The sequence below is a fragment of the Paenibacillus sp. GCM10027626 genome (assembly GCF_042676285.1).
Classification (GTDB): Bacteria; Bacillota; Bacilli; order Paenibacillales; family Paenibacillaceae; genus Paenibacillus_Z.
Genome location: NZ_JBHTHC010000003.1, coordinates 158404 through 182132, shown reverse-complemented (window position 1 = coordinate 182132; position 23729 = coordinate 158404). Strand labels below are relative to the sequence as shown.

General features: G+C 50.4%; 15 protein-coding genes. 13 read left to right on the top strand and 2 right to left on the bottom strand.

The genetic code is table 11. The features are described from left to right. Window positions 1-8 precede the first annotated feature (8 nt). The 4 genes from ACFQ0N_RS07935 to ACFQ0N_RS07920 all read left to right on the top strand — a co-directional run bounded on the left by ACFQ0N_RS07935 (window position 9) and on the right by ACFQ0N_RS07920 (window position 7506). Window positions 9-884: a carbohydrate ABC transporter permease gene (locus ACFQ0N_RS07935; protein WP_379324623.1), complete on the top strand. Its 876-nt coding sequence runs from the start codon at window positions 9-11 to the stop codon at window positions 882-884. Window positions 885-910: 26 nt separating this feature from the next. Next, window positions 911-3100, top strand: a complete 2190-nt coding sequence (locus tag ACFQ0N_RS07930; protein WP_379324621.1) for a glycoside hydrolase family 88/105 protein — start codon at window positions 911-913, stop codon at window positions 3098-3100. Between the two features lie 13 nt (window positions 3101-3113). Further along, window positions 3114-5900, top strand: a complete 2787-nt coding sequence (locus ACFQ0N_RS07925; protein ID WP_379324619.1) for a BNR repeat-containing protein — start codon at window positions 3114-3116, stop codon at window positions 5898-5900. A gap of 589 nt (window positions 5901-6489) precedes the next feature. Then, window positions 6490-7506 carry an InlB B-repeat-containing protein gene (locus tag ACFQ0N_RS07920; protein ID WP_379324617.1) on the top strand — a complete coding sequence of 339 codons (1017 nt, stop codon included), beginning with the start codon at window positions 6490-6492 and terminating at the stop codon, window positions 7504-7506. A gap of 113 nt (window positions 7507-7619) precedes the next feature. On the opposite strand, the gene ACFQ0N_RS07915 is transcribed toward ACFQ0N_RS07920, so the two are convergent. Next, window positions 7620-9164, bottom strand: coding sequence for a M56 family metallopeptidase (locus tag ACFQ0N_RS07915; protein ID WP_379324615.1), 1545 nt, complete (start codon window positions 9162-9164; stop codon window positions 7620-7622). Beyond that, entirely contained in the window at window positions 9165-9539 is a 375-nt protein-coding gene (locus tag ACFQ0N_RS07910; RefSeq protein ID WP_379324613.1) for a BlaI/MecI/CopY family transcriptional regulator, read from the bottom strand. Between the two features lie 344 nt (window positions 9540-9883). Here ACFQ0N_RS07910 and ACFQ0N_RS07905 point away from each other — a divergent pair, with 344 nt between their 5' ends. From ACFQ0N_RS07905 to ACFQ0N_RS07865, 9 genes are all read left to right on the top strand, one after another. Continuing rightward, window positions 9884-10951, top strand: a complete 1068-nt coding sequence (locus ACFQ0N_RS07905; protein WP_379324611.1) for a methionine ABC transporter ATP-binding protein — start codon at window positions 9884-9886, stop codon at window positions 10949-10951. Next, the gene (locus tag ACFQ0N_RS07900) at window positions 10948-11628 is read left to right on the top strand and encodes a methionine ABC transporter permease (protein WP_379324609.1); all 681 of its coding nucleotides are present in this window, start codon (window positions 10948-10950) and stop codon (window positions 11626-11628) included. Before ACFQ0N_RS07905 ends, ACFQ0N_RS07900 begins: the two co-directional genes overlap by 4 nt. A gap of 91 nt (window positions 11629-11719) precedes the next feature. Next, the gene (locus tag ACFQ0N_RS07895; protein ID WP_379324607.1) at window positions 11720-12181 is read left to right on the top strand and encodes an S-ribosylhomocysteine lyase; all 462 of its coding nucleotides are present in this window, start codon (window positions 11720-11722) and stop codon (window positions 12179-12181) included. A gap of 5 nt (window positions 12182-12186) precedes the next feature. Beyond that, on the top strand, window positions 12187-12957 hold the full coding sequence (locus ACFQ0N_RS07890; protein WP_379324605.1) for an SDR family NAD(P)-dependent oxidoreductase: 771 nt from the start codon (window positions 12187-12189) through the stop codon (window positions 12955-12957). A 22-nt stretch (window positions 12958-12979) separates the two neighbouring features. After that, window positions 12980-13831, top strand: coding sequence for a MetQ/NlpA family ABC transporter substrate-binding protein (locus ACFQ0N_RS07885; protein ID WP_379324603.1), 852 nt, complete (start codon window positions 12980-12982; stop codon window positions 13829-13831). 12 nt (window positions 13832-13843) lie between these two features. Continuing rightward, complete coding sequence (locus ACFQ0N_RS07880; RefSeq protein ID WP_379324601.1) at window positions 13844-13984, top strand: hypothetical protein; 141 nt, start codon at window positions 13844-13846, stop codon at window positions 13982-13984. Between the two features lie 293 nt (window positions 13985-14277). Further along, window positions 14278-17409 (top strand): hybrid sensor histidine kinase/response regulator, encoded by a 3132-nt coding sequence (locus ACFQ0N_RS07875; protein WP_379324599.1) that lies wholly within the window; start codon window positions 14278-14280, stop codon window positions 17407-17409. 42 nt (window positions 17410-17451) lie between these two features. Beyond that, complete coding sequence (locus ACFQ0N_RS07870; RefSeq protein WP_379324597.1) at window positions 17452-18576, top strand: response regulator; 1125 nt, start codon at window positions 17452-17454, stop codon at window positions 18574-18576. Between the two features lie 310 nt (window positions 18577-18886). Next, on the top strand, window positions 18887-23374 hold the full coding sequence (locus ACFQ0N_RS07865; RefSeq protein WP_379324595.1) for an InlB B-repeat-containing protein: 4488 nt from the start codon (window positions 18887-18889) through the stop codon (window positions 23372-23374). Window positions 23375-23729 lie beyond the last annotated feature (355 nt).

Sequence of the window (23729 nt, the reverse complement as noted above, 5' to 3'; positions counted from 1 at the left end):
CGGGCAAGGTGAAAACAAGCATTGGCAGAAAAGGTTTTGCGGGCGCGAACATCGTGGTGCTCTCGTTGCTTTCATTAGTGACCGCCTATCCGATCCTGTATGTATTGTTCGCATCGTTAAGCAATCCGGCCGATCTTATGGCGCATGAGGGGCTGCTGCTGATGCCAGCCGGCTTCTCTTTGGATGCCTACGGCTTGGTGCTGGAAAATCGGATGATTACAGGCGGGTATTTGAATACGATCATCATTGTTGTCGCCGGGGTTACGCTTAATTTGCTTATGACCTCGCTCGGCGCCTATTTTTTGTCGCGCAGAGAGGTGCTGTGGCGCAATGCCATCATGATGATCATTGTGTTTACCATGTTTTTTGGCGGCGGTCTCATTCCTTATTATTTGACGGTTAAGGGTCTTCATCTGGACAACACGTTGTGGGCGCTCATTGTTCCGACTGCGGTCAGTACGTTTAATCTGATTTTGATGCGCACGTCCTTCATGAACATTCCGGAGGAGGTAATAGAATCGGCTACTATGGATGGGGCATCACATTTGACAGTCCTATTCAAAATTGTGCTGCCGCTGTCCCTGCCTGTTGTTGCTGTTATGGTGCTTTATTATGGAGTTGGCCATTGGAATGCCTGGTTTAACGCGATGCTCTTCATCCATGACCGGGATTTGTATCCCCTGCAGCTTGTCCTGCGGGAAATTCTCGTGCAGAACAATACCGATGCCATGCTGATCGGATCCGATTCGTTCGACAAAGGTTTAGTTGCGGAGACGCTCAAATATGCGGTAATCATCATCGCAACGGTTCCCATTTTGGCGCTCTATCCGTTTTTGCAAAAGTATTTCGTGAAAGGCATGATGATCGGCGCTTTGAAGGGATAAGGCTGCCGGCAGGAGGAGACAAGGCTATGAATGAAAAAATGGAGCAGGGGAAGTCGATCTTCAAAGAGGGGGTTGCAGACCCCGCCGAGGTGATTGCTCGCGTAACAGAGCGTTTACTTGAGACCCGTCCAAGAGAAGAAATCCGTTTACGGCCTTATATGGAGCAGCCGATCAAGCAGCATACGCCATTCGGCCCATATCAAGTTGATTTTGCCGCTTGTTGGCCTGAAGCCGAGGAAGGCTCTGTCGCTTATGCTGCGGCACGGTTTCATGCCGGCCGGGATCAAGACGTCATCATGACCGTACGAGGCTGCGCGAAATTGTGGTTTAACGGGGAGATGTACGCCGGCACAGAGACGATACCCGTCAAGATGAAGCAGGGGTGGAATGATCTGCTGCTGCAGTGTGTCAGGGACAGCCATCGTTGGGGCTTTGACCTGCTTATTGGATTTCCGAGGTATCCGAACATGTGGGCCAAAGACTATTTATTTTCCACACGTCCAACGTACCCGCAGCAGGCTCTCCGGGGGGAGGAAGGCTTTGCGTACATTGGTCCTATCGCTCCGGGGATCGGGGGGCAGAATCGCTGTGCATCGCTGGAAGCGGAAGCGCTGTCGGGCCAGTTCGTTTCATGGCAGCCGGATGCGGCAGCAGAGCCGGAGCCGCAGTTCGCGGACTTTGCAGCGATGTACGGCCCGGACGCCGTGTGCGCTTACGGGATGACCTTCTACACAAAGCCGGACAGCGCCACGCTCATGCTGCAAGTCGAACATGAAGGCTTGATTAAAGTATGGATGGACGGCAAGGAGGTGTATCGGTCGGCTTCTGCCGGTCGTACTCAAATAGCGGTTCAATCGTCGAATTCAAGCGGACAGGTGCTCATTAAATGCGTTCGCCGCAAGGAGGCCGGCAGATGGGGATTTAAGGCGGACATAACCGATATGGCAAACGGGCAGCGCGCGGACGGCATACCCGATCTCGAATCGAGTCGTGGAGATAGCTCGCGATGGCTGTATACAGGGCCATTTTCCAGTCCCGGGGTGGAGCCGGAAGCGCTGCTGGATTGCAGCTTTGCCGTAGAATCGGCGGCTGACGGCTTTGAACACCTGTATGCCACAGGTGAAGGCGAGGCTAAAACGTATTGGCGGCTTTCTTCTCCGAATACTTATGTCAGACCTTATATGGAAGGTTTCTTTTTTGGCCAGTGGTTTTATGCCATTCAGGTCGGACTGTACGGGCTGTTGGAAGCAGCTAAAACGTTAGGGTTAACGGAGGTAATTCGTTACGCGACCGATAGCATGGCAGTGATGGCCCGGTATCATGAATATGCGCTTTGGGATGCCGAGCGCTACGGAGTCCCCTCCTTAATTCCACGGGCTCAGCACCTGGAAGAACTTGATCCATGCGGCACGATCGGTGTAATGATGATTGAAGTCTACAAGCGTACGGGCTGCAGCTTCATGCTGCCGGTCATAGAGCGGATAAGCGAAGCTGTCATGAACGCGGTGCCGAGGATGGATGACGGGACGTTTTATCGGATCGAGACGATGTGGGCTGACGATTTTTTTATGAGCTGCCCGTTTCTAGTGCGTATGGGTCAATTAACGGGAGATACCCGTTATTTTGAGGAGGTCATCCGTCAGGCAAATGGTTTTCATAGCCGCCTATGGCTCGCGGACAAGCGCTTATACGCCCATATTTATTATCCGGCGGAAGGGGTGAACAGCGGTGTGCCATGGGGCAGAGGGAACGGATGGGTTTTGTTCGCCTTGACTGAAATTCTGCTTCATCTCCCCGATGATTATCCGGGACGCGATATGCTGCTGCGCTCGTTCAAAGAGTTTGCAGCCGGTGTCGCCTCTTATCAGAACGAATCGGGAATGTGGCATCAAGTGCTTGACGAAAGCGTTTCCTATGAGGAAACCTCGTGTACGGCCATGTTTGTGCTGTCTCTGGCCAGAGGCATTCGTATGGGATGGCTGGGGGACGAGTTTTTGGAGGTGGTCACCAGAGGTTGGCTGGCGCTGCTGCGCTATTGTGTAGATGCAGAAGGAAATGTATACGGAGTCTGTCTCGGTTCGGGTTTTGCGAAGGAAGCTTCCTATTATTTCGATATCCCCACGTACATGAATGATGATCACGGCACAGGCGTTGTATTGCTGGCAGCAGCTGAAATGATTGCGCTGGCGGATGGCGGAATGAAGATCATATTATGAAAGGGAGAAGGAAATGGTCAAATCCCAAATAAAAATTTCTAAATTAAAGCATCTGCACTTTTTGCTCATCATTGCGCTCTTTATGGTCTCCGTTATCCCGACAGGAATGGTACAAACCGCCGCTGCAGCTCCGAAGGATGAGTTGAGCTGGACCGATGATTTTAACCGGCCGGACAGCAATGATGTGGGTAATGGCTGGGCCCCGTTGCGGGGGGACTGGTCGATTGGGGGGAACACCTTGCAAACAAATGGCGGACCAGCGGAGCGGGTAATCGCTCAGACCGGTTTCGAGCTGGGGAAGACGTTCGCAGTGGAAGCCACTTTACGTAACACGGATTATGGGCGCTGGAACGGTGTAGCGTTCAACATTACCGACAACGGCGACGGTACCCAGGACTACTACACCCTGCGGATGGTGACGTACCCCGATCAGCGTCCGGCGACCTGGCAGTTGCTGCAGGTGACTAGCTCCGTGATTACCGGTGCGGGCCTGATTGCTAGCGGGGCCGTCCCCGTGGAGGTGGGCAAGGACTACACTGTTCGAGTCTCATCGTCCTCCGATGGAGAGTTGAACGTTGCGATTTTTGAAGATGTGAACCCACTGCTTGATCGTTCCGTGGTCTTGCCCCTTGGCAAGCTTCTTGCGGGCGGTTATGCGGGTATCTACTCGTTGGGAGGAAAGTTGCAGGTTAGCAATGTCCGTATCACGATATCAAACGATACGAATGAGCCCGGCAACCCGAACCCGGACGAGTTGAGCTGGACCGATAATTTTAACCGGCCGGACAGCAATGATGTGGGTAATGGTTGGGCCCCTTTGCGAGGTGACTGGTCAATCGGGGGAAAGGCCCTTCGAACGAATGGCGGACCGGCGGATCGGGTAATCGCTCAGACCGGTTTCGAACTGGGGAAGACGTTCGTAGTGGAGGCCACTTTACGCAATACGGATTATGGGCGCTGGAACGGTGTAGCGTTCAACATTACCGATAACGGCGACGGTACCCATGACTACTACACCCTGCGGATGGTGACGTACCCCGATCAGCGTCCGGCGGCCTGGCAGTTGCTGCAGGTGACGGGTTCCACTATTAAGAGCGAAAGTCTGATTGTTGGCGGAACCGTCCCACTCGAAGTGAACAAGGATTACACGATCCGGGTTTCATCGTCTTCCTATGGAGTAGTGGACTTTTCAATTTCTGAAGGCGCTGACAAATTGCTTGACCGTTCCGAAGTCATTCCCCTTGATAAGCTTCTCTTGGGCGGGTACGCGGGTTTCTACTCGTATCAAGGAAGTTTGCAGGTCAGCAAGGTCCGTATCACTAGATCGGTCATGCCTCCCGTAGCGCCAGTATCGGGCAATCTGGTATGGACCCCTGCTGAGGGAGCGGCAGATGCATACGAGAATTTGGATAATAACGAGGTAATTATCGAAAAAAGCGTAATTGATACTACATGGGCCGGACATTACGTAGGGCAAGCACTGCTCACCAACAGCGATGATCAGTATGTCGCTTATTATAATGCCAACCGCCAGATGGTAGTCGCCCACCGAAAGCTTGGGGACGATACATGGGTACTTCAACCGCTGGATACGTTTGTCCAATGGGATAGTCATAACTATGTTACCATGGCGGTTGACCGCGCGGGTCAGCTACATGTGTCCGGTAACATGCACGACGTTCCGCTCGTTTATTTCCGTACGACGACCGCCGGAGACGTGACCACGCTTACCCGGATCCCGAACATGGTTGACCCAGCGTCCGAAACGAAAGTAACGTACCCTTTCTTTTTACGCACCTCCGATGGCGGTCTAATTTTCCGGCATCGAAATGGCTCAAGTGGCAACGGTGTTGACCTTTACAATATTTACAACGAGGAGACACAGCAGTGGCAAAGGCTCCTAGAGCAGCCGCTGCACGACGGAGAAGGCCTGCGCAGTGCCTATGTCGATGGTCCAATGCTCGGCCCGGACGGTTATTATCATATGGTATGGGTTTGGAGGGACAGTCCTAATGCGGCGACCAACCAACACCTGTCTTACGCGAGAAGCCTGGACCTTGTGCACTGGGAAAAGAGCGATGGAACTCCGCTCACGTTGCCGATCACTTATTCGAGCAGCGAGGTTATCGACAAGGTTCCGATGAACGGCGGGATCCTAAATGGCAACACGAAGATCGGGTTTGATGCGCAGGGGAGAGTGATGGTCAGTTATCACAAGTTCGACCCCCTTGGGAACACACAAATCTATATTGCGCGGCTTACGAATGAGGGCTGGACGATTAATCAAATCAGCAACTGGGAAGGCCGATGGATGATCTGGGGAGGTGGAAGCCTGATCACCGAGGTGACGGTAGGTCGTGTCTCCGTACTCCCGGACGATAACCTCCGCTTGGATTTCAGTGTTCACGGTCTGACGCGTACCTGGGTCCTGCACCCGGACAGTTTGAGGCCGATCGCCGAGATCAACACACCGCAACTGCCGAGCGAGTTAACTAGTGTCCGTTCAGATTTCCCTGAGATGGGGGTTTACGTGAGTGCTGATCTTGGGTCGTCCGGCAATGAGCAGGAACGGTACATTCTGCGGAGGGAGAGCCTGTCGCAGAATAGGGATCAACCGCGCAATCCTCCGCTGCCGGACCCGGTACCGTTGGAGGTGTATCATCTGCGTGCAGCAAGCAAACCGAATCCAGACCCAGATCCAAATCCAAAATCCAAATCCAAATCTAAATCTAAATCCAAACCCGAACCTGCGCCAACGGGAACGAGAGATCAGTCTGATAAAGAGGATGTCAAGAGGTAACTGCATCTGACTTGTTGGAGAAGGGCGAGGATGTTGTTCGATTTACGCTGACTTTTGAGAAAATCCTTATAAATCAAGTCTTTAGTGTGCCGCGGCAGATGGGAACCGAATAATAACGGGCGCATTAAGGCGGCCGAGCAGGGAGAGAGCACCGCAAGGGTGCTCTTTCGTTTTTCGTGGGAACAGGATTTTGCAGGAACACGTAGAAGCGCATAAATGGAAAATGATATAAATCAAATGAACATGCTGCCGATTGTGAGAGAGGGACGATATCACTTGAGAAAGCTGCCAACGGTCAAATATCGGTACTGATACGGTAACAAAGGGCAACTGGGTTGGCAAGTACGGCACAGAAGGATATTATGTCGACGGCGGCAGTTCGACTGCACAAGAAACAATTCGTTTTATTGGCTCAACGAGTCAACAATTTGCGTCTTCCACTACGAGCAAGAGAGCGCTTTTTGCTGATGAGAGTCAAGCTTCGAGAGTCGCTTCGGCGCAAACCTCGGAGCTGCATCAGATTGTAGATGTGAACACTGGAAGTGCGACACAAAAAATCAGTCTGTATTTCCTTGACTGGAATAACGCTGTGTCCCAGACACTTGTGGAAGCCATTGACCCCAATACGAGCAATGTTCTGGCTGCAAAATATGTTAGCAATTATGAAAATGGCGTATATGTGAGTTTCAATGTAACGGGACATATGCAGTTCAGAATGACCCGCATTTACGGGGAAAATCTGTCTCAGGCAGGACCGGTATATTTGTCGGGCGTGTTCCTCGACGGCGAAGGAACGGTTACGGAAACGATGCCGTCGCCTAATATATACCAGCAGCCGAAACTGCTTACGGACAGCGAGATTGATTACAGTGTTCCCGTATCGGGCGGCGCAGCTCCCAAACCGCCGATCTATGATCTTATCGGCACGAGAGTGGCGATCAATATGAAAGCCGTATCCCGCAATAACGGTATATTAGCTTACAGTTGGCAGAAGTCCTCGGATGGAATCAATTGGACGAATATCGCAGGCGCCAGCAAAGTCACATATATTTTCGATTCGCTGACAAGTCAGGATATCGATTATCAGTACCGCTGTATCGTGACCGATAATCGGGCCGGCTGGGGCGCAGGAACAGCGATCAGCGGTAACTTCGATCTTTCCGGCCATAATATCAGCATTTTTAATGGTATATCTGACAAGGTGAGTGCGAAAGCCGGCGATCAAGTCAGCATTTCAGCGGACTCGGTCTCGGGAAAACAATTCGTCAAGTGGACTGCAGATGATGACAGCGTCGTGTTTGCCGATGCGTCACAATCAGACACGACCTTCACAATGCCGGATCATGATGTCGTTATCACCGCAAACTTTACCAATATGCCTGCAGGCAACTACAAAATAAACGTAACGTTTGGAAAACCGAGCGCTTATTCGGCGGCGCCCGGGGACATTGTTACGATAACCGCCAATGCGCCGCCGGCAGGCAAGCAGTTCGCCTATTGGACGTCGTATGACGTGTCTTTCGCAAATAGAACATCCGCGACGACGACGTTTGTCATGCCGAACAAAAACGTTCGAATCGGGGCTTCATTCAGTGATCCTATGTAAATCCGAATCTAAAAGAGAGCATCCGTTGGATACGGATGTCTCTCATGCATGAAAGAACACCGATCATGTATGTATTTGCCGGTAATAATGGCAGCGGTATTACTAAAATAAGCTTATTCGATCAAAGATGTTGGATCTACATACTCTCCGTCCTTTAGAATTGAAAAATGAAGATGAGAACCTGTTGATTGACCGGTGCTGCCCATAAGCCCAATCCGTTCACCGGATTGCACGTTTTCTCCTTCTTTTATTGAAAATTCGGCTAAATGTCGATATTCGCTTTGCCAGCTATCATTGTGCTCTATAACGACGGTGAAGCCATTTTTACCATCATACTCTGCTTTGATAACATTACCGGAAGCCGCAGCAAAAACGTCGGTTCCTTCTTCATTGGCGATATCAATTCCGTCATGCAAAGTTTTATCTAAGCTTTTCGGATGAGTTTGGTAACCAAATGAGGATGTAACCATACCAGAAGTTGGCGATATAAACATGACATCTTCAGATAGCTGTGGCGATAGAGCTTCAGTGTCTCTCTGTTCATCGTTTGGATGAACGGACATTAAGTCTGTTGTCTCTGAGATTAACGATTGATTGATAATCTTGTCTTCTTCTTTAGCGAAAGCCGAGGGCAATGCGAACAACGCAACGGCGATCAATAGACTTATTCCAATGAAAGAAACTCGTTTTTTAGTAGGCTCAAATGAGCGAATCATAACAATTCTCCTCGCTAATTGATTTTTGTATCCGGAAAATCTGACACTACCCGCAGCTGTTCTTTGTGATGAGCCGATCTCCAACATTTTTATAATGCAGGTTGCGTAGGTTTCTTTTAAACCTGAGACAGCCAGAACCTTGGTATCACATGCCATTTCTTGATCAATCCGCATACGATGCATAGCATACCAAATTGCCGGGTTAAACCAATGCAATGAGGTCAACATCGCAAAGGTTATATTGATCCATATATCTCCACGTTTGTAATGCGATAATTCGTGGCGCAATATACATTCCCACTCCGATACATTCAGCTGTCCTACTAAATGTTTTGGAATCAATACGATAGGTGAGAACAATCCGAATAATGTCGGTGACGATACTAAGCTGGTTAACCTCAGGCTGACATTCGCTCTAACTCCACTGTCTCTACAGATGCTGGCGAATAGATCATGTAGTTGACTGGGGACCGCTGTTCTATCTTCTTTCCACATAGCGACTGATATTTTGATATAACCAATCATGATGTAGAGCACTACTGCTGCAATACCCAAAAGCCATACAAGCGATGCGATCTTTATAGCTAGTAAATCGGAGCCTGTCCCAACTTCTTCATTCGTTAAAATAGAGAAGTCCTCTTTATCCGTTTCCAGCACTGATATTAAATTACTTACTTTGGGCTGATTAGAAACGTTTGAATACTCAACCGATATCACGCTTTCTCCTATAGAGAAGAGATTCCAACGGAGTTCGTTCTCCATGTTTCCTGGGAGCATAGGCAACAACAACTTTACGATAAGCAGTATCCAGAGAGCATACTGCCACACAGGCGTCAGTTTTCTCCTGAACATCATCGTAAGCAGCAACAGAAGCACGACCATGAGAGCAGCTTCCAACGAGTTGATTAGCGTAATCTTAAACAGGTGGATGATTGTATCCATTTACTTCTGTTCCTTTTCCTTGATCATGGCTTTCAGATCTAGAATATCTTCAGGCGTAAGCTTCCCATTCTCGATGAAATGTGCCATCATCGGTTTAAGTGAACCCCCGAAAATTCGGTTAAGAAAAGATAGGCTTTCCGCTTTGACACATTCACTCTCTTCAACTAAGGGGAAATATTTATATTCCTTGCTGTCTTTATTACATCCCAGCGCCTTTTTTTGTACTAGACGGCTAATAAGTGTTCTTACCGTCTTTGGGTTCCAAGTCTTACCGCTACTTAATTGTTCGATTATTTCCGCTGAAGTTAGCGGTGATTGTAACCATACGATCCTCATGACGTCCCATTCCGCGTCAGAAATGTGCGGTACCCGCATCGAATTCCCTCCTATTCGATTTGATTTATAATCCAAATAAGTATGCGCATACTTATTTGGATTACGTATGTAGTCTACATTCAAAGATTACACTTGTAGTCGATATCTGTCAAGCCTAGTTGTGATGACAAACGCGCTCGGCACCACTTTTCGCGCATAGGAGTCCTTTGAAGGAGGGGGGAAACTCTAACGGACATAGCAGTATAAGCGTTCATAGTAGTGATTCAAATTTTGCAAGATTAAAAACTTTTACTAGTAATTCCGAGTAATCCGATGTAAAATTAGAGAAATAAATTTTTCGGAAGATGCTGTAGTGCATAGAAGTTTAGGAAGGGTTGGGCATCATGATTACTTTATCCAATATTCAAGTTACCTTTGAAACTGGATCGCAGTCGGTGGCAGCCGTTCAGGATGTCAGCCTGCAGGTCGATGCAGGGGACGTATATGGCATTGTCGGTTACAGCGGGGCCGGGAAGAGCACCTTGGTCCGCGTAATAAACCTGCTGCAGCGGCCTGCGTCGGGAAGCGTAGAGGTGAACGGTCAGGATTTGCTGGCTTTGCGTCCCAAGGAGCTGCGCTTAGCGAGGAAGAAGATCGGGATGATTTTTCAGCATTTTAACCTGATGAATTCCAGAACGATCTATGACAATGTGGACTATCCCTTAAAAAGCTCCAAGCTCTCCAAGCGAGAGAGGGACCAGAAGGTCAAGGATTTGCTTGAGCTGGTAGGTTTATCGGACAAACTGAACGCTTACCCATCTCAATTGTCAGGGGGACAGAAGCAGAGGGTGGCCATCGCTAGAGCGCTGGCGAATGATCCGGAAATATTGTTATGCGATGAAGCGACAAGCGCCTTGGACCCTAAAACCACACTATCCATCCTGGAATTGTTGAAGAAGTTGAATCAAACTTTGGGCTTGACGATTGTTATTATTACGCATGAAATGCAGGTGGTAAAAGAAATCTGCAACAAGGTTGCCGTAATGGAGGGCGGCCGGATTATTGAGCAGGGCGATATCGTCTCCATCTTCAGCCGTCCGCAAAATGCGTTGACCCGCGATTTCATCAATACGGCGACTCACATTGACCAGACGCTGGAGAAGCTCGCATTGCATCCGTCACTCGTGCATCTGAAAGATAACGATATGCTATGCAAGATTTCATACATTGGCGACAGTACAAGCGAGCCGGTCATTTCGGCGCTTACCGCCCGTTACAGGGTGACGACTAATATTCTATTTGCTAATGTGGAAATTTTACAACAGACGCCTATTGGCAATCTGATCGTTGTTCTGTCAGGCTCCGCCAGCGATTTGGAAGAAGCGCTAAAATATTTGCAGTCGGCACAGGTATCCGTTGAGATGATCGATTCCCAACTTCTTCAGAATAGTAAAGTAGGTGATCCTGTATGAGCGAGTTTTTTATGAAATATTTCCCGAACATCTGGAATTTAAGAGAGGATATCCTGCTAAGTACCTACGAAACGATTTATATGGTAGTCGTTACCTCGTTATTTTCCGTGTTGTTTGGGATGCTACTCGGCGTCATTCTCGTTGTAGTGGACCGGGGCGGGATTCTGGAGAACAGGCTGGTCTATAGTGTCTTGGAGAAAATCATTAACCTCTTCAGATCCATTCCGTTCATTATTCTTATCGCGGTTGTTGTGCCGCTGACTCGTCTCATTACGGGCACATCGATCGGCATGAATGCCGCAATCGTACCTTTGGTCATCGGAATCGTGCCTTTCTATGCCCGACAGATTCAAAATGCGCTGGTAGAGGTGGACCCCGGAATCGTTGAAGCGGCCCAATCCATGGGTTCGGGACCGATTGAGATTATTTTCCGCGTGTATTTAAAGGAAGGCTTAACCGGGATTATCCGCGCTTCCTCGGTGACGATTATCAATCTGATCGGACTGACGACGATGGCGGGAGCCATTGGTTCGGGTGGCTTGGGCAGTCTGGCGATCAATAAGGGGTATAACCGGTTCCAGTCGGATATTACGTTTGTAGCTACAATCCTGATCTTGATTCTAGTGTTCGTGTGCCAATTCATCGGCGATTATTTCACCAAGAAGACGACGCATTAACATGGGGTTTTACTAGGGTTTATACAGTATGCCGCCTTCAAGCGGAGTACTGAATGAAATATATAACACTATAAAAAAGGACTGAAGAACAATGGCAAAAGTAGAAAGTTTCCAATTAGACCATACCATCGTAAAGGCGCCTTATGTCAGAGCAGCAGGGCTCGAGCATGATGAGAAGGGCAGCACCGTACAAAAATATGATTTGCGCTTCCTGCAGCCGAATAAAGACGCGATTCCTACAGCAGCGCTCCATACGCTTGAGCATCTGCTTGCTACCTATATGAGAGACGAGATTCAAGGTATCATCGACATCTCTCCGATGGGATGCAGAACCGGATACTATCTGATTCTCTGGAATGAGTATGACCCGGAAGAGATTGCATCGGCTCTGGAAAGAACGCTGAAGCGCGTACTGGAGACAACGGAGGTTCCGGCTGTGTCCGCGCTGGAATGCGGCAATTACAAGGATCATTCTCTGTTCTCTGCGCAAGAATACGCGAAGATTGTATTGGAAGCCGGAATCAGCAGAGATCCTTTTGAAAGAGTACTTTAAAGTCCATGATTACGTTGGATTTATCTCATCAAACGGCGGTTGTCACCGGCGGTCATTCAGGGATTGGACGAGGCATCGTGCAAATTTTGCTGCAGAGCGGGGCCAGGGTCATCTCCGCCGACCTTGCTTATGAAGATGACTATAAGGAAGTAGACGGACAATTATTCGAGTCCCGATTGGATCTGTCCAAGTCAGAGGATATCTCCCGATGGTCGAACGTTGTATTAGAACAGGCGGGGGTTCCGGATATCGTCGTGAACTGTGCCGGGACTTCCACCATGGATTATGTGATTGACAGCAAGCTGGAGGACTGGGAGAAGGTATTCTCCATTAACTCTACGGGGCTATACCTGGCATCGAAAATATTCGCGAAGGCGATGGTCGATGCTGAAAAACCGGGCAGGATCATCCAGATCGCTTCCCAGGCCGGGAAGAACGGTTACCGGGCCATGGGCGGATACTGCGCCTCCAAGCATGCCGTGCTTGGCTTAACGAAAGTCATGGCGATTGAACTGGCGCGGCATAACATTCTGGTCAATGCCGTATGTCCGGGCATTGTGGAGACGCCGATGAAACATCGGGAGCGCATTGAAGGCGGCTTAATCCGCGGCATGACCGCTGAAGAGATTTATGCGGAGGACTGTTTCCAGGTTCCACTGGGTAGGACCGCCGAGGTTCAGGATGTTGCCAACGTCGTGCTCTTCCTGGCCAGTCCGTTGTCTTCGTATATGACAGGCCAAGCGATCAATGTAACCGGCGGCATGACCATGCATTGAGATATAAAGGGGGAGAGATCATATGAAGAGTAAAAGCAAATTATGGGGCGGATTAGCGCTCGGTCTGGTATTGACACTGGCGATTGCAGGCTGTGGAAGCAAATCATCGGGCGATGGCGAGAAGATCGTCATCGGCTCCCAGGGCTCCGATGCCCAGATTTGGAAGCATATCGCTGAGTCTCAGGCAGCCAAAGATGCCAAGCTTAATATTGAAGTCAAGGAGATCAATGGCGGCGTAGAGCTGAATAACGCTACCAAAGAGGGAGAAGTCGATGTGAACGCGTTTCAATCCTGGGCTTACCTGGTCAGCTACAACAGAGACAGCAATGCCAGTCTTGTTGCGGTAGCGACGACTTATCTGGAGCCGATGGGAATTTACTCTCAGAAAGTCAAGGATATCAACGAGGTTCCGGACGGTGCAATCGTCGCCTTGGCGGACAATCCGGCCAATACGGCCAGAGGATTAAGCCTGCTGCAGGCTGCTGGGCTCATCAAACTGAAGGACGGCTTCGATCTGGGTACGGGCACGGTTAACGATATCGTCGACAATCCCAAAAGTTTGAATTTCAAGCTGATTGATGACACGACTGGCCCGAGAGTCATTCAAGACGTAGATCTGGTTCTGATAGGGAATACGATCGCTTTGGAAGGCGGATTGAATGTGTTGAAGGATTCCTTGTTCTATGAAGAAATTTCCCAGGATACAAAGCATAATATCAACATACTTGTGACTACCTCTGATAAACAGAACGATCCCGGTATTTTGAAATTAGGGGAATTGTATCATAACGAGGATACGCAGAAATATATAGAGCAGGAGTTCGGCGGCACCAAAGTGCCAGTAGACAAGCCTGTCTCTTATCTGGAAGAATAGAGAGGCTGCTTCATGAGGATTGCTATTATTACCGCTATGGAGGAGGAGATGGCTCCTTTTCGCAGCCAGTCGCAAATTACGGCAAAGACACAGGTAGGCAAGGTCATCATCGAAGAAGCGATATGGTCCAGCAGCTCCAGTCGGTGTATGTAAAGAGCTGAATCAGAACACCTGAATACAATTCTGATCCGCAAGCGGCATGCTCATAAAGGCATGCTGTTTGCGGTTTTTTGTGTAAATTCATATAGTACGAGAAATAACGAATTCAGGATACGATGCAAAAGAACATCCTTCTCAATTCTACGGTAAGCTTTGTTTGCAATGCGGCCGATATGCCATGCTTTTTTCAGATTGTGAGGATATTGTGAGAATGCTATGATATTATTCAGCATATAAGCAGCTCGGAACAAATTTGACAAACTGAAGGAACAATCAGGAGGGCGGTGATGCGAAGCTTGAGTGTACGACAAGGAATGCGCTTCGGATATCGGGCGGCGGGGCTCGGGGTGATCCCACTGATCTCGTTCGTTCTTCTGATGGCTATTTACCAATTTACCATTCCCAACCGGGCGGCGCCGGAAGCGCGTCAGGGCGTGCTTGATCTGAGCCGGTGGGATTTTGACAAGAAAAGCTTTATCGCGCTCAATGGAGAGTGGATATTTTACCCGAATGAGCTCTTTACGCCGAATGATTTCCGAAATGGGCGAGCAGCAAACGCGTCTTCCTATTACGCCGATGTACCGAATGCATGGTACGGCAGCCGGCCTGCCGACAAAGCAAGCCAGGCGAAATACGGAACCTACCGGTTGATCGCGAAGCTGAAAGAGACCGGCGGCAACTACGGCTTCCGGATATCCAACGTCCACTCGGCGCATCGGCTATACGTGAACGGCCTGTTACTCGGCAATGGAGGCACCCCCGCTGCCGAAACCCATAACTATACTGCCGAAAACAAGCCTTACAGCACTTTTACCTGGGCACAAGGGCCGGAAATGGAAGTCGTCCTGCAGGTTGCCAATTTTACACTGTCCAATGGCGGAGGCTTCGAGGATTTGTATTTCGGATCGCAGACCGACATTCTCCGGCTGGACCGGATCCTGTTTGCTTTCGAATTTTTCGGACTGTTCATCCTGCTTCTGTTTGGCGGGTACCACCTGAGCATTTATGTCATGCGCTTGAGAGACAAGGCGTATCTCTACAGCGGACTTTACTTCCTTACCTTCCTTGTGCTGGTCGTGATGGATGGCGACAAGCTCGTACTGCAGCTTGTACCTGGAGTTTCAAGTGAAGTTTATCACAAAATTTATAACTTGGGCGGATTCTCGAACATTGCCGTGTTGGGGCTCTTCCTTCATCACCTGGACGGCAAGCTGCTGACGCGCAGGCACCTTGCCATACTCCTTTCTCCAATCGCCATCTATTTGGGGGCCGTCCTTTTGCTGCCTTACGAGGTGTACTCCAAGGCCGGCAATCTGCCTTGGGATTACGTCACGCTGGTAGTTGCTTTCTACTTATACCGAGCCTTCAGACTTTACCTGAAGAAGGACGGACAGATGGAGCGCAAGGAAATCTTTCTGGTGATCGGCGTGCTGGTCTCCGTCACCATGATCCTGCTCGTCGGTTGGCTTTATTCTCTCGGTTGGGTGCAGACCGACATGGGGCGAAGGATGGCTTTTCTCGCAGTCATTATGTTCATAAACACAATGCTCGCGCTGCGTCTGACACATGCAACGGAGGAGACCGAGAGGCTGACGGAGCAGCTGCTTGTCCGCGACAAGCTGAAGGACGAATTTCTGGCGAATACGTCGCACGAGTTGAAAACGCCGCTGCATGGCATTCAGAACATCGCCTCCTATTTGCTGGACGGCAAAGCCGGCGCGTTATCCGAAAGGCAGCGCACAGAGCTGTTGCTCATTCAGGATACATCGACCAAGCTGTCGGCGCTCGTGGGCGACCTTCTCGATGTTGTCCGCTTGAAGCATGGCGATTTGCAGCTGGAGCAGACAGCGGTGGATCTTCGCGTCGCCGCCGAGACTGCGTTTCAGGTACTGGAATTCGAACTGGCCGGCAAGGAGGTGCGCTGGGAGAATCGCATTCCGCCCGGCACTGTAGCCGCTGCGGATGAGAATCGGGTGCGGCAGGTGCTGTATAACTTGATTCAGAATGCCATTAAACATACGAAAAGAGGCCGTATCGAAATCAGCGCCTCATCGGCGGACGGCCTGGTGATCGTGTCGCTTGAGGATACTGGGGTTGGCATCCCGCCGGAAAGCCATGAAGCGATATTCGGCTACTTCGAACAGGCGGATCAGGCCGTGCCAAACGATGGCTATACGGGGATGGGGCTCGGTCTTTATATCAGCCGGCAGTTGATCGAGAGAATGGGAGGCCGCATTTTCGTCGAGCGGTCCGAGCCAGGGCAAGGCACGCGGATGACCTTTACGCTTCCGGTCGCTCGAGGCCGTACGGAAGCAGCAGCCGTACCTTCTTGGTTTTCAGCGAAACCTAGAGGCGAGATGGCCTCCGCGGCCCATACGCCGCTGGATATCGTGGACCCTTTGCGGGTGAATACCGTGCTCATTGTCGACGATGAGGCGTCCAACGTGAGAATTTTGCTCAATTTGCTGTGCGAGGAGTATAACGTGCTCACGTCTTTTTCCGCAAAGGAGGCACTTGGCAAGCTTGAGGCTTATCCACGCATCGATCTGATGATCGTCGACGTCATGATGCCCGAGATTTCCGGCATCGACCTGTGCAGGACTGTGCGGGAAACGCGCTCAGTACTCGAACTTCCCATCCTCTTCGCCACAGTGAGGGATTCCCTGCACGATATTGAGCTTTGTTTTCGGGCCGGAGGAAACGACTTCATCGCAAAGCCGTTTGATGCGAAAACACTGGCTGCGCGGGTTCGGACGTTATTGTCGATGAAAACCTCGATGGATCAGGCAATCCGCAATGAGATGGCGTTTCTGCAAGCGCAGATCAAGCCGCATTTTCTGTACAATGCGATCAGCAGCATCATTTCATTCTGCTATACGGACGGAGAGAAAGCCGCTTATCTGCTCTCCATGCTGAGCCGCTATTTGCGAATGGTGTTTCAGCGGGAACTTCACACATCGCATGTACCGCTCAGCGTGGAGCTGGATCTCATTCAGGCTTATGTGGAGATCGAAAAAGCGCGTTTCGGCGACCGTCTAATATTCAAGCTGCTGCAGGATCCCGGATTGGAATCGGTTATCATTCCATCTCTCACCATCCAACCATTCGTCGAGAATGCGATTCGGCATGGCATTTTTGAAAAGGACGGCCCCGGAACCGTGACGTTATCGATTACGGACGGGAACGGGTACATCCGCTTTGAAGTGCTCGACGACGGCGTAGGTATGGCGGATGATGTGCTCTATCAGCTCAAGGCAGGCGACCGTCCAGATGGGGCCGGCATCGGAGTGACTAATGTCCGAAAACGGCTGGCCGCCATGCCAGGTGCGAGCGTATCCATTGATTCCGCCTTGGAGAAAGGAACAAGGGTCACCGTCTATTTGCCGAAACGAGAGACGGCGGCAAGTGCGGCCGGATAGTAATTGTCGTGTTGCATAAAAGATGCCGGAGGGGGAGTAGGTTTGCTTCGCGTCATGATCGTGGAAGACGAGAAACCGATTTTGGATTTGATGGAGAGACTTATCGGAAAGCATCCCATGCTGGAAGTCGCCGGAGCGTTCGCCAGTCCGATCGCCGCGCTGCAGCGCTATGAGGAGCTGAAGCCTGACGCCGCTTTCCTCGATATCGAGATGCCGAAAATGGGCGGCATTGAGCTCGCTGACAAGCTGAAAGCGCAGAATGAAGAGCTTCAGGTGGTTTTTACGACGGCCTATCCGGACTATGCGGTAGAAGCGTTTCGCGTCAGTGCGGTCGATTATTTGCTGAAGCCGGTCACCCCGGAGGCGTTGGAGCGGGTTGTGGCGAGATTATTGAAGCTTCACACCATGCGTTTGGCGTTCAAGCCTGTTATTGCGGCGGAAGAGGAAATGACCGTTCGCTGTTTCGGCACATTCGAAACCAGGGGGCCGGACGGAAGCTTGCTGAGCTGGCCAACCCGAAAGACGGAAGAGCTGTTCGCTTATTTGCTCGCGTATCCGAACCGGCTTGCAGGCAAATGGCAGCTAGCCGACCTGCTCTGGCCGGATCTGGATGAGGACCGAGCACTCCATAATGTGCACAACACGGTTTACCGGCTGAAAAAAGCGCTGAAGGATGCCGGGGTGGCTATCGATTTATCCAATAGCAATGAAGGCTACTATTTGCGGTTATCTCCCGGTTTCTCGGATTTGGAGCGGTTCCGGAACTTCATGATCCGTACGGCGGAGATCGATGAACAGAACGCGGCGGAAGGGAACAAGCTGCTGCGGCTGCATGCTGCCCCCTTGTTTGGAGGCAAGGATTATGTATGGAGCGCGGGTCTGGCCGCTGAGATTTCTGCGCAGCTAGCAAGTCTTGCCCGTATGGTGACTGCCTATTATCGTCGAACCGGGGATCGTCCGGCGGCAAAGGAGACGATGCGCGTCTACTTGTCCTATGCCCCGCTGGATGAGGAAATGATGGGCGAGCTTCTTCGCCTGTATGCCGATGACGGGGAGTCGGGTTCGTTTCGCGCGCAATATGAACAGTATGTCAGAAGGCTGGAAGCCGAGCTTGGCGCAGCGCCTGGGAAGGAGCTTCGGAATCTGGCGGCAAAATTTTCAACATGAGCGACAGAAGTGAAATATTTGATGAGCAGAGGGAACGGTATCTCTCTGTTTTTTTGAATTTTATAGGATAAATATATATTACTCGGTAAATTGTGTAAAATTTTCAGAGGAAGAAACTTGCTTCGCGCCAAGGATAGGCGTCAGCTGTTTCTTCTTATGTCCGCCTATCTTTGAGAGTATTTTGGGAGTACGGTGTGGTATTCTGTCGTTAATTGGCATACATTGGCGATTTGCGTAGGGCGTTAGTTTATCAACGATAGCGGAGACGCCTGGTATTCCGAGAATCTTGCGCACTTTTGGGAGGTAAAAAATGTTCAAAAGAATGAAGAAAGGTTTAAGCTGTTTAATGGCAACGGTAATACTCCTTGGTACAGTGTTCATGACAGCCGTGCCAAGCGTATATGCGGACGAGCCGGCGTTTGCAGGCGGGGACGGTTCGGCAGATGCTCCTTACGAAATTCTAACTGCCGAACAACTGAACCAGGTAAGGAATCATTTGGACGCCTATTTTAAGCTGACCGAAAATATCGACTTAACGGACTATCTCGCAGAGGGAGGTGCCGGATATAATGGCGGCAAGGGATGGGAGCCGATCGGAACGGAAGGTGAGCCATTTGACGGAAGATTTGATGGAAATGGGAGGACGATTCACGGTTTAAAAATAAATAGACCTGATGAAGATACTCAAGGGTTGTTCGGATTTGCCGGAGAAGACGCTGTCTTGAGAAATGTTGATTTAGCAGATGTGAATGTAAGCGGCAATAACGGCGTTGGCGGCCTTGCGGGAAATAATAAGGGTTTGATTATAGGTTCCCATGTTTCAGGAACCGTAGCAGGCAAATACGCTATTGGCGGGCTGGCAGGTTATAATAACGGGTCCATTACCAATTCCAATGCCACAAGTACATTAATAGGCAGTGGTGAGAATGTCGGCGGACTTGTGGGAGAAAATTTTTCTTCCATCATGACTTCCTATGCAGGAGGAGCAGTAACAGGCGCCAAAGATCTCGGCGGGCTAGTGGGTAAAAATAATGGGACAATTGAGCGTTCCTACGCCACAGGTGCCGTAACCAGCAGTCAATATGGCGCCGGCGGGCTGGTAGGCTACAATAATGGCGGCAGAATCTCGGAATGCTATGCTACAGGAGCGGTAAAAAGCTACGGGGTCGGAGATAATGTCGGCGGCCTGATGAGTGTGAATAGCGCCGGTATCATAACAAGCTCCTATGCTACAGGAAGTGTGGAGGGGAGCGATCACGTCGGCGGCCTCTTGGGGCATAACTCAGGTACCATTTCTTTCTCCTATGCTTCAGGTGATGTAAAAGCCAGGAATGAAGCCGGCGGGCTGGCGGGCTGGAATAATGGCAGCGGCCATATCGATAATTCCTACGCCACCGGTGCGGTAACCGGTCAAAAAAACGTCGGCGGGTTATCAGGTATTAATGAAGGTTTCACTTTGAAGTCCTATGCCAGAGGAGCAGTGACAGGCAGCGAGAATGTCGGCGGACTCGTGGGGTATCACAAACAAGGCTATATTGAACACACCTATGCTACAGGTGCCGTAACGGGACAACATGATGTCGGCGGGTTAACGGGGCTTGCTAACGAAAGTTTGTTTTCTTCTTATTACGATAAAGAAACAACCGGAAGTTCGGATCAAGGCAAAGGGGAAGGTAAAACATCAGCTGAAATGATGACAAGAAGCACGTATGCAGAATGGGACTTTAATAGTACGTGGAGAATCGGTGAAAGGAAAAATAACGGGTACCCTTACTTGTCCTTAGTTCCATTGATTATGGTAATATATGACGATAATGGCAGCACCTCCAGTTCAGTACCCGACTTTCAGTCATACCCGCCTGGATCGGTAGTTACCGTATCAGACCAAGGCGATCTGACGAATCCGAACCTTACATTCGTTGGCTGGAATACGCAGTCGGACGGACAAGGAACGCATTATGCGGCGGGCACGACTTTTAAGGTCGGAATGTCAGATGTCATACTGTATGCGAAGTGGACAGCCGATCCGACTTATACGGTGACGTATAACGGCAACGGAAGCACGGGAGGCAGCGTGCCGAGCGATAACAATGCCTACGAGCAGGGACAGAACGTTACTGTACTGCGCAACTCTGGGGATTTGGTGAAGAAAGGCCATACGTTTGCAGGCTGGAATACGCAGGCGGATGGACAAGGAACGGACTACGCGGCTGGCGCGACCTTTGCGATGGGAACGGAAAACGTGACGCTGTATGCGAAGTGGACGGCGAGTCCGACCTATACGGTGACGTATGACGACAACGGAAGTACGGAAGGGTACGTGCCGATTGACAACCAGGCCTATGAGCAGGGAGAGACCGTTACCGTACTGCGCAACTCGGGTGATCTATGGAAGACAGGCTACAGATTCGCAGGCTGGAATACGCAGGCGGATGGACAAGGAACGGACTACGCGGCTGGCGCGACCTTTGCGATGGGAACGGAAAACGTGACGCTGTATGCGAAGTGGGAGGAGAAACCGACCTATACGGTGACGTATGACGATAACGGAAGCACGGAAGGGTACGTGCCGATAGATAGCCATGCCTATGAGCAGGGAGAGACCGTTACCGTACTGCGCAACTCGGGGGATCTATGGAAGACAGGCTACAGATTCGCAGGCTGGAATACGCAAGCGGATGGGCAAGGAACGAATTACGCGACGGGTGCGACCTTTGCGATGGGAACGTCAAACGTCACACTTTATGCAAAGTGGGAGGCGAAACCGACCTATACGGTCACGTATGACGATAACGGAAGCACGGAAGGGTACGTGCCTACAGACAGCCGCGCTTATGAGCAGGGAGAGACTGTGACGGTACTGCGCAACTCGGGGGATCTATGGAAGACAGGCTACAGATTCGCAGGCTGGAATACGCAGGCGGATGGGCAAGGAACGAGCTACGCGGCTGGTGCGACCTTTGTGATGGGGACGTCAAACATCATACTGTATGCAAAGTGGATAGCGAATCCAACCTATACCGTGACGTATGACGACAATGGAAGCACGGATGGCGGCGTGCCGAGCGATAACAATGTCTATGAGAAGGGCCAGACCGTTACCGTATTGCGCAACTCGGGGGATCTGGTGAAGGCAGGCCACACGTTCGCAGGCTGGAATACGCAGGCGGATGGGCAAGGAACGGACTACGCGGCTGGCGCGACCTTTGCGATGGGAACGGAAAACGTGACGCTGTATGCGAAGTGGACAGCGAAGCCGACCTATACCGTAACGTATAACGGCAATGGAAGCACAGGAGGAAGCGTGCCTGCGGATAGTGGCGCATATGAATCGGGATCAACGGTAACGGTATTAGGCAACACAGGAAATCTGACGAAGTCGGGCCACACGTTCGCAGGCTGGAATACGCAGGCGGATGGGCAAGGAACGAGCTACGCGACGGGTGCGACCTTTGAGATAGGCACGGCAAACGTGACGCTGTATGCGAAGTGGACGGCAAATCCTACCTATACCGTGACGTATAACGGCAATGGTAGCACAGGAGGAAGTGTGCCTGCGGATAGCGGTGCGTATGAATCGGGAGAGACAGTAACCGTATTAGGCAACACAGGAAATCTGACGAAGTCGGGTTATACGTTCGCAGGGTGGAATACGCAGGCGGATGGACAAGGGGCGGACTACACCGCCAGTAAAACGTTTGTAATCACGAAGGATACAGTGTTATATGCCAAATGGTCAATTGTAAACGACAATAACGGTAACGGCAATAATAATCCGGGCAATATCGGTTATATTCCACCATTCCCAAGCGACAATACGGTTACGTCCACAGATGGTAAATTAACGCTTCCTGCAGGCAAAGCAGGCCGAGTCAGCTTGGGGGATGAGATCGTGATCGTGGTTCCAGCGGACGCGACAGACAAAGAGCTGATTATATCTATAGAAAAATTGCTGGACACGCAAAAACTTCTAACCCAAAAAGAGATTTTAGTCAGCCCGGTCTTTGATGTTAAGAAAAACTTCCCGGAAAATTTCAACAAACTGGTAACGCTGACCATTGCTTTCGATCCTAAAGGCTTGAAAAATAACCAAAAGGCAGCTGTATTCTATTATGACGAGGCGAAGAAGTCGTGGGTGGAAGTTGGCGGCAAGGTAAATGGCGATCGCATCACCGCAGAAGTAAATTATTTTGCGAAGTTTACGGTATTTGCTGTCGACACAGCAGTAAAGGATCCTTCGACAGATACGAAACCGAACATTTCCTTTAGCGACGTCTCTGGTCACTGGGCTGAGAACAGTATCAAACAAGCGGCAACAAACGGAATCGCGAGCGGTTACCCGGACGGAACGTTTAGGCCGAATACTGCCGTGACTCGGGTAGAATTTGCGGTGATGCTGGTAAATACGCTGAAGCCGCAAGGAGAAGGCGCCGCGCTGACTTTTACAGATACAACGAAGATTGGCACATGGGCACAGAAAGCGGTAGCCCAAGCGGTTCAAGCAGGTATTATCAAGGGTTATGAGGATGGAAGCTTCCGTCCAGATGCGGTAATCACTCGATCAGAGATGGCAGCCATGATTGCGAGGGCGCTCCAGCAAACCGATGAGCTGAATGCCGCAACCGGCTTCGCAGACGACAAGGACATTCCGTTATGGGCGAGAAGCGCGGTGGCGGCAATCAAGAAACTTGGCATTATAGAAGGCAGGAGCACAAACAAATTCGCTCCTGATGCCAAAACAACAAGAGCTGAAGCCGTAACCGTTTTGCTGAGAATGTTGGTGCATATGAGCAAGTGAAGCAAGTAACCCGTGCGTTAGAGCATAATGAAAGACGCTGTCCATTGGGCAGCGTCTTTTTCGATATTAGTATGGCCTAATCTAACGGATCTCACGGCCGCTATTTTTGAATATTCGACCGATTTGAAATTGTAACGGAACTATGCGCCGCTATTTGAGGATCAGGAGTACGATTTCGCCAAAAAACGTCCAATTAAGATCGCTCAGATCCGTTAGATTTAAAAAAGGAAGGTAATTGGCGAAATAACGTCTGTAGCTTCCCTTAGATGAAATCAAGCCTTGAGCGCCTGCGGCAGGAGAGCAAACTCCTTCTGGAGACCGATACCAAAATACATCGGCTGCAGGATGCAGCCTT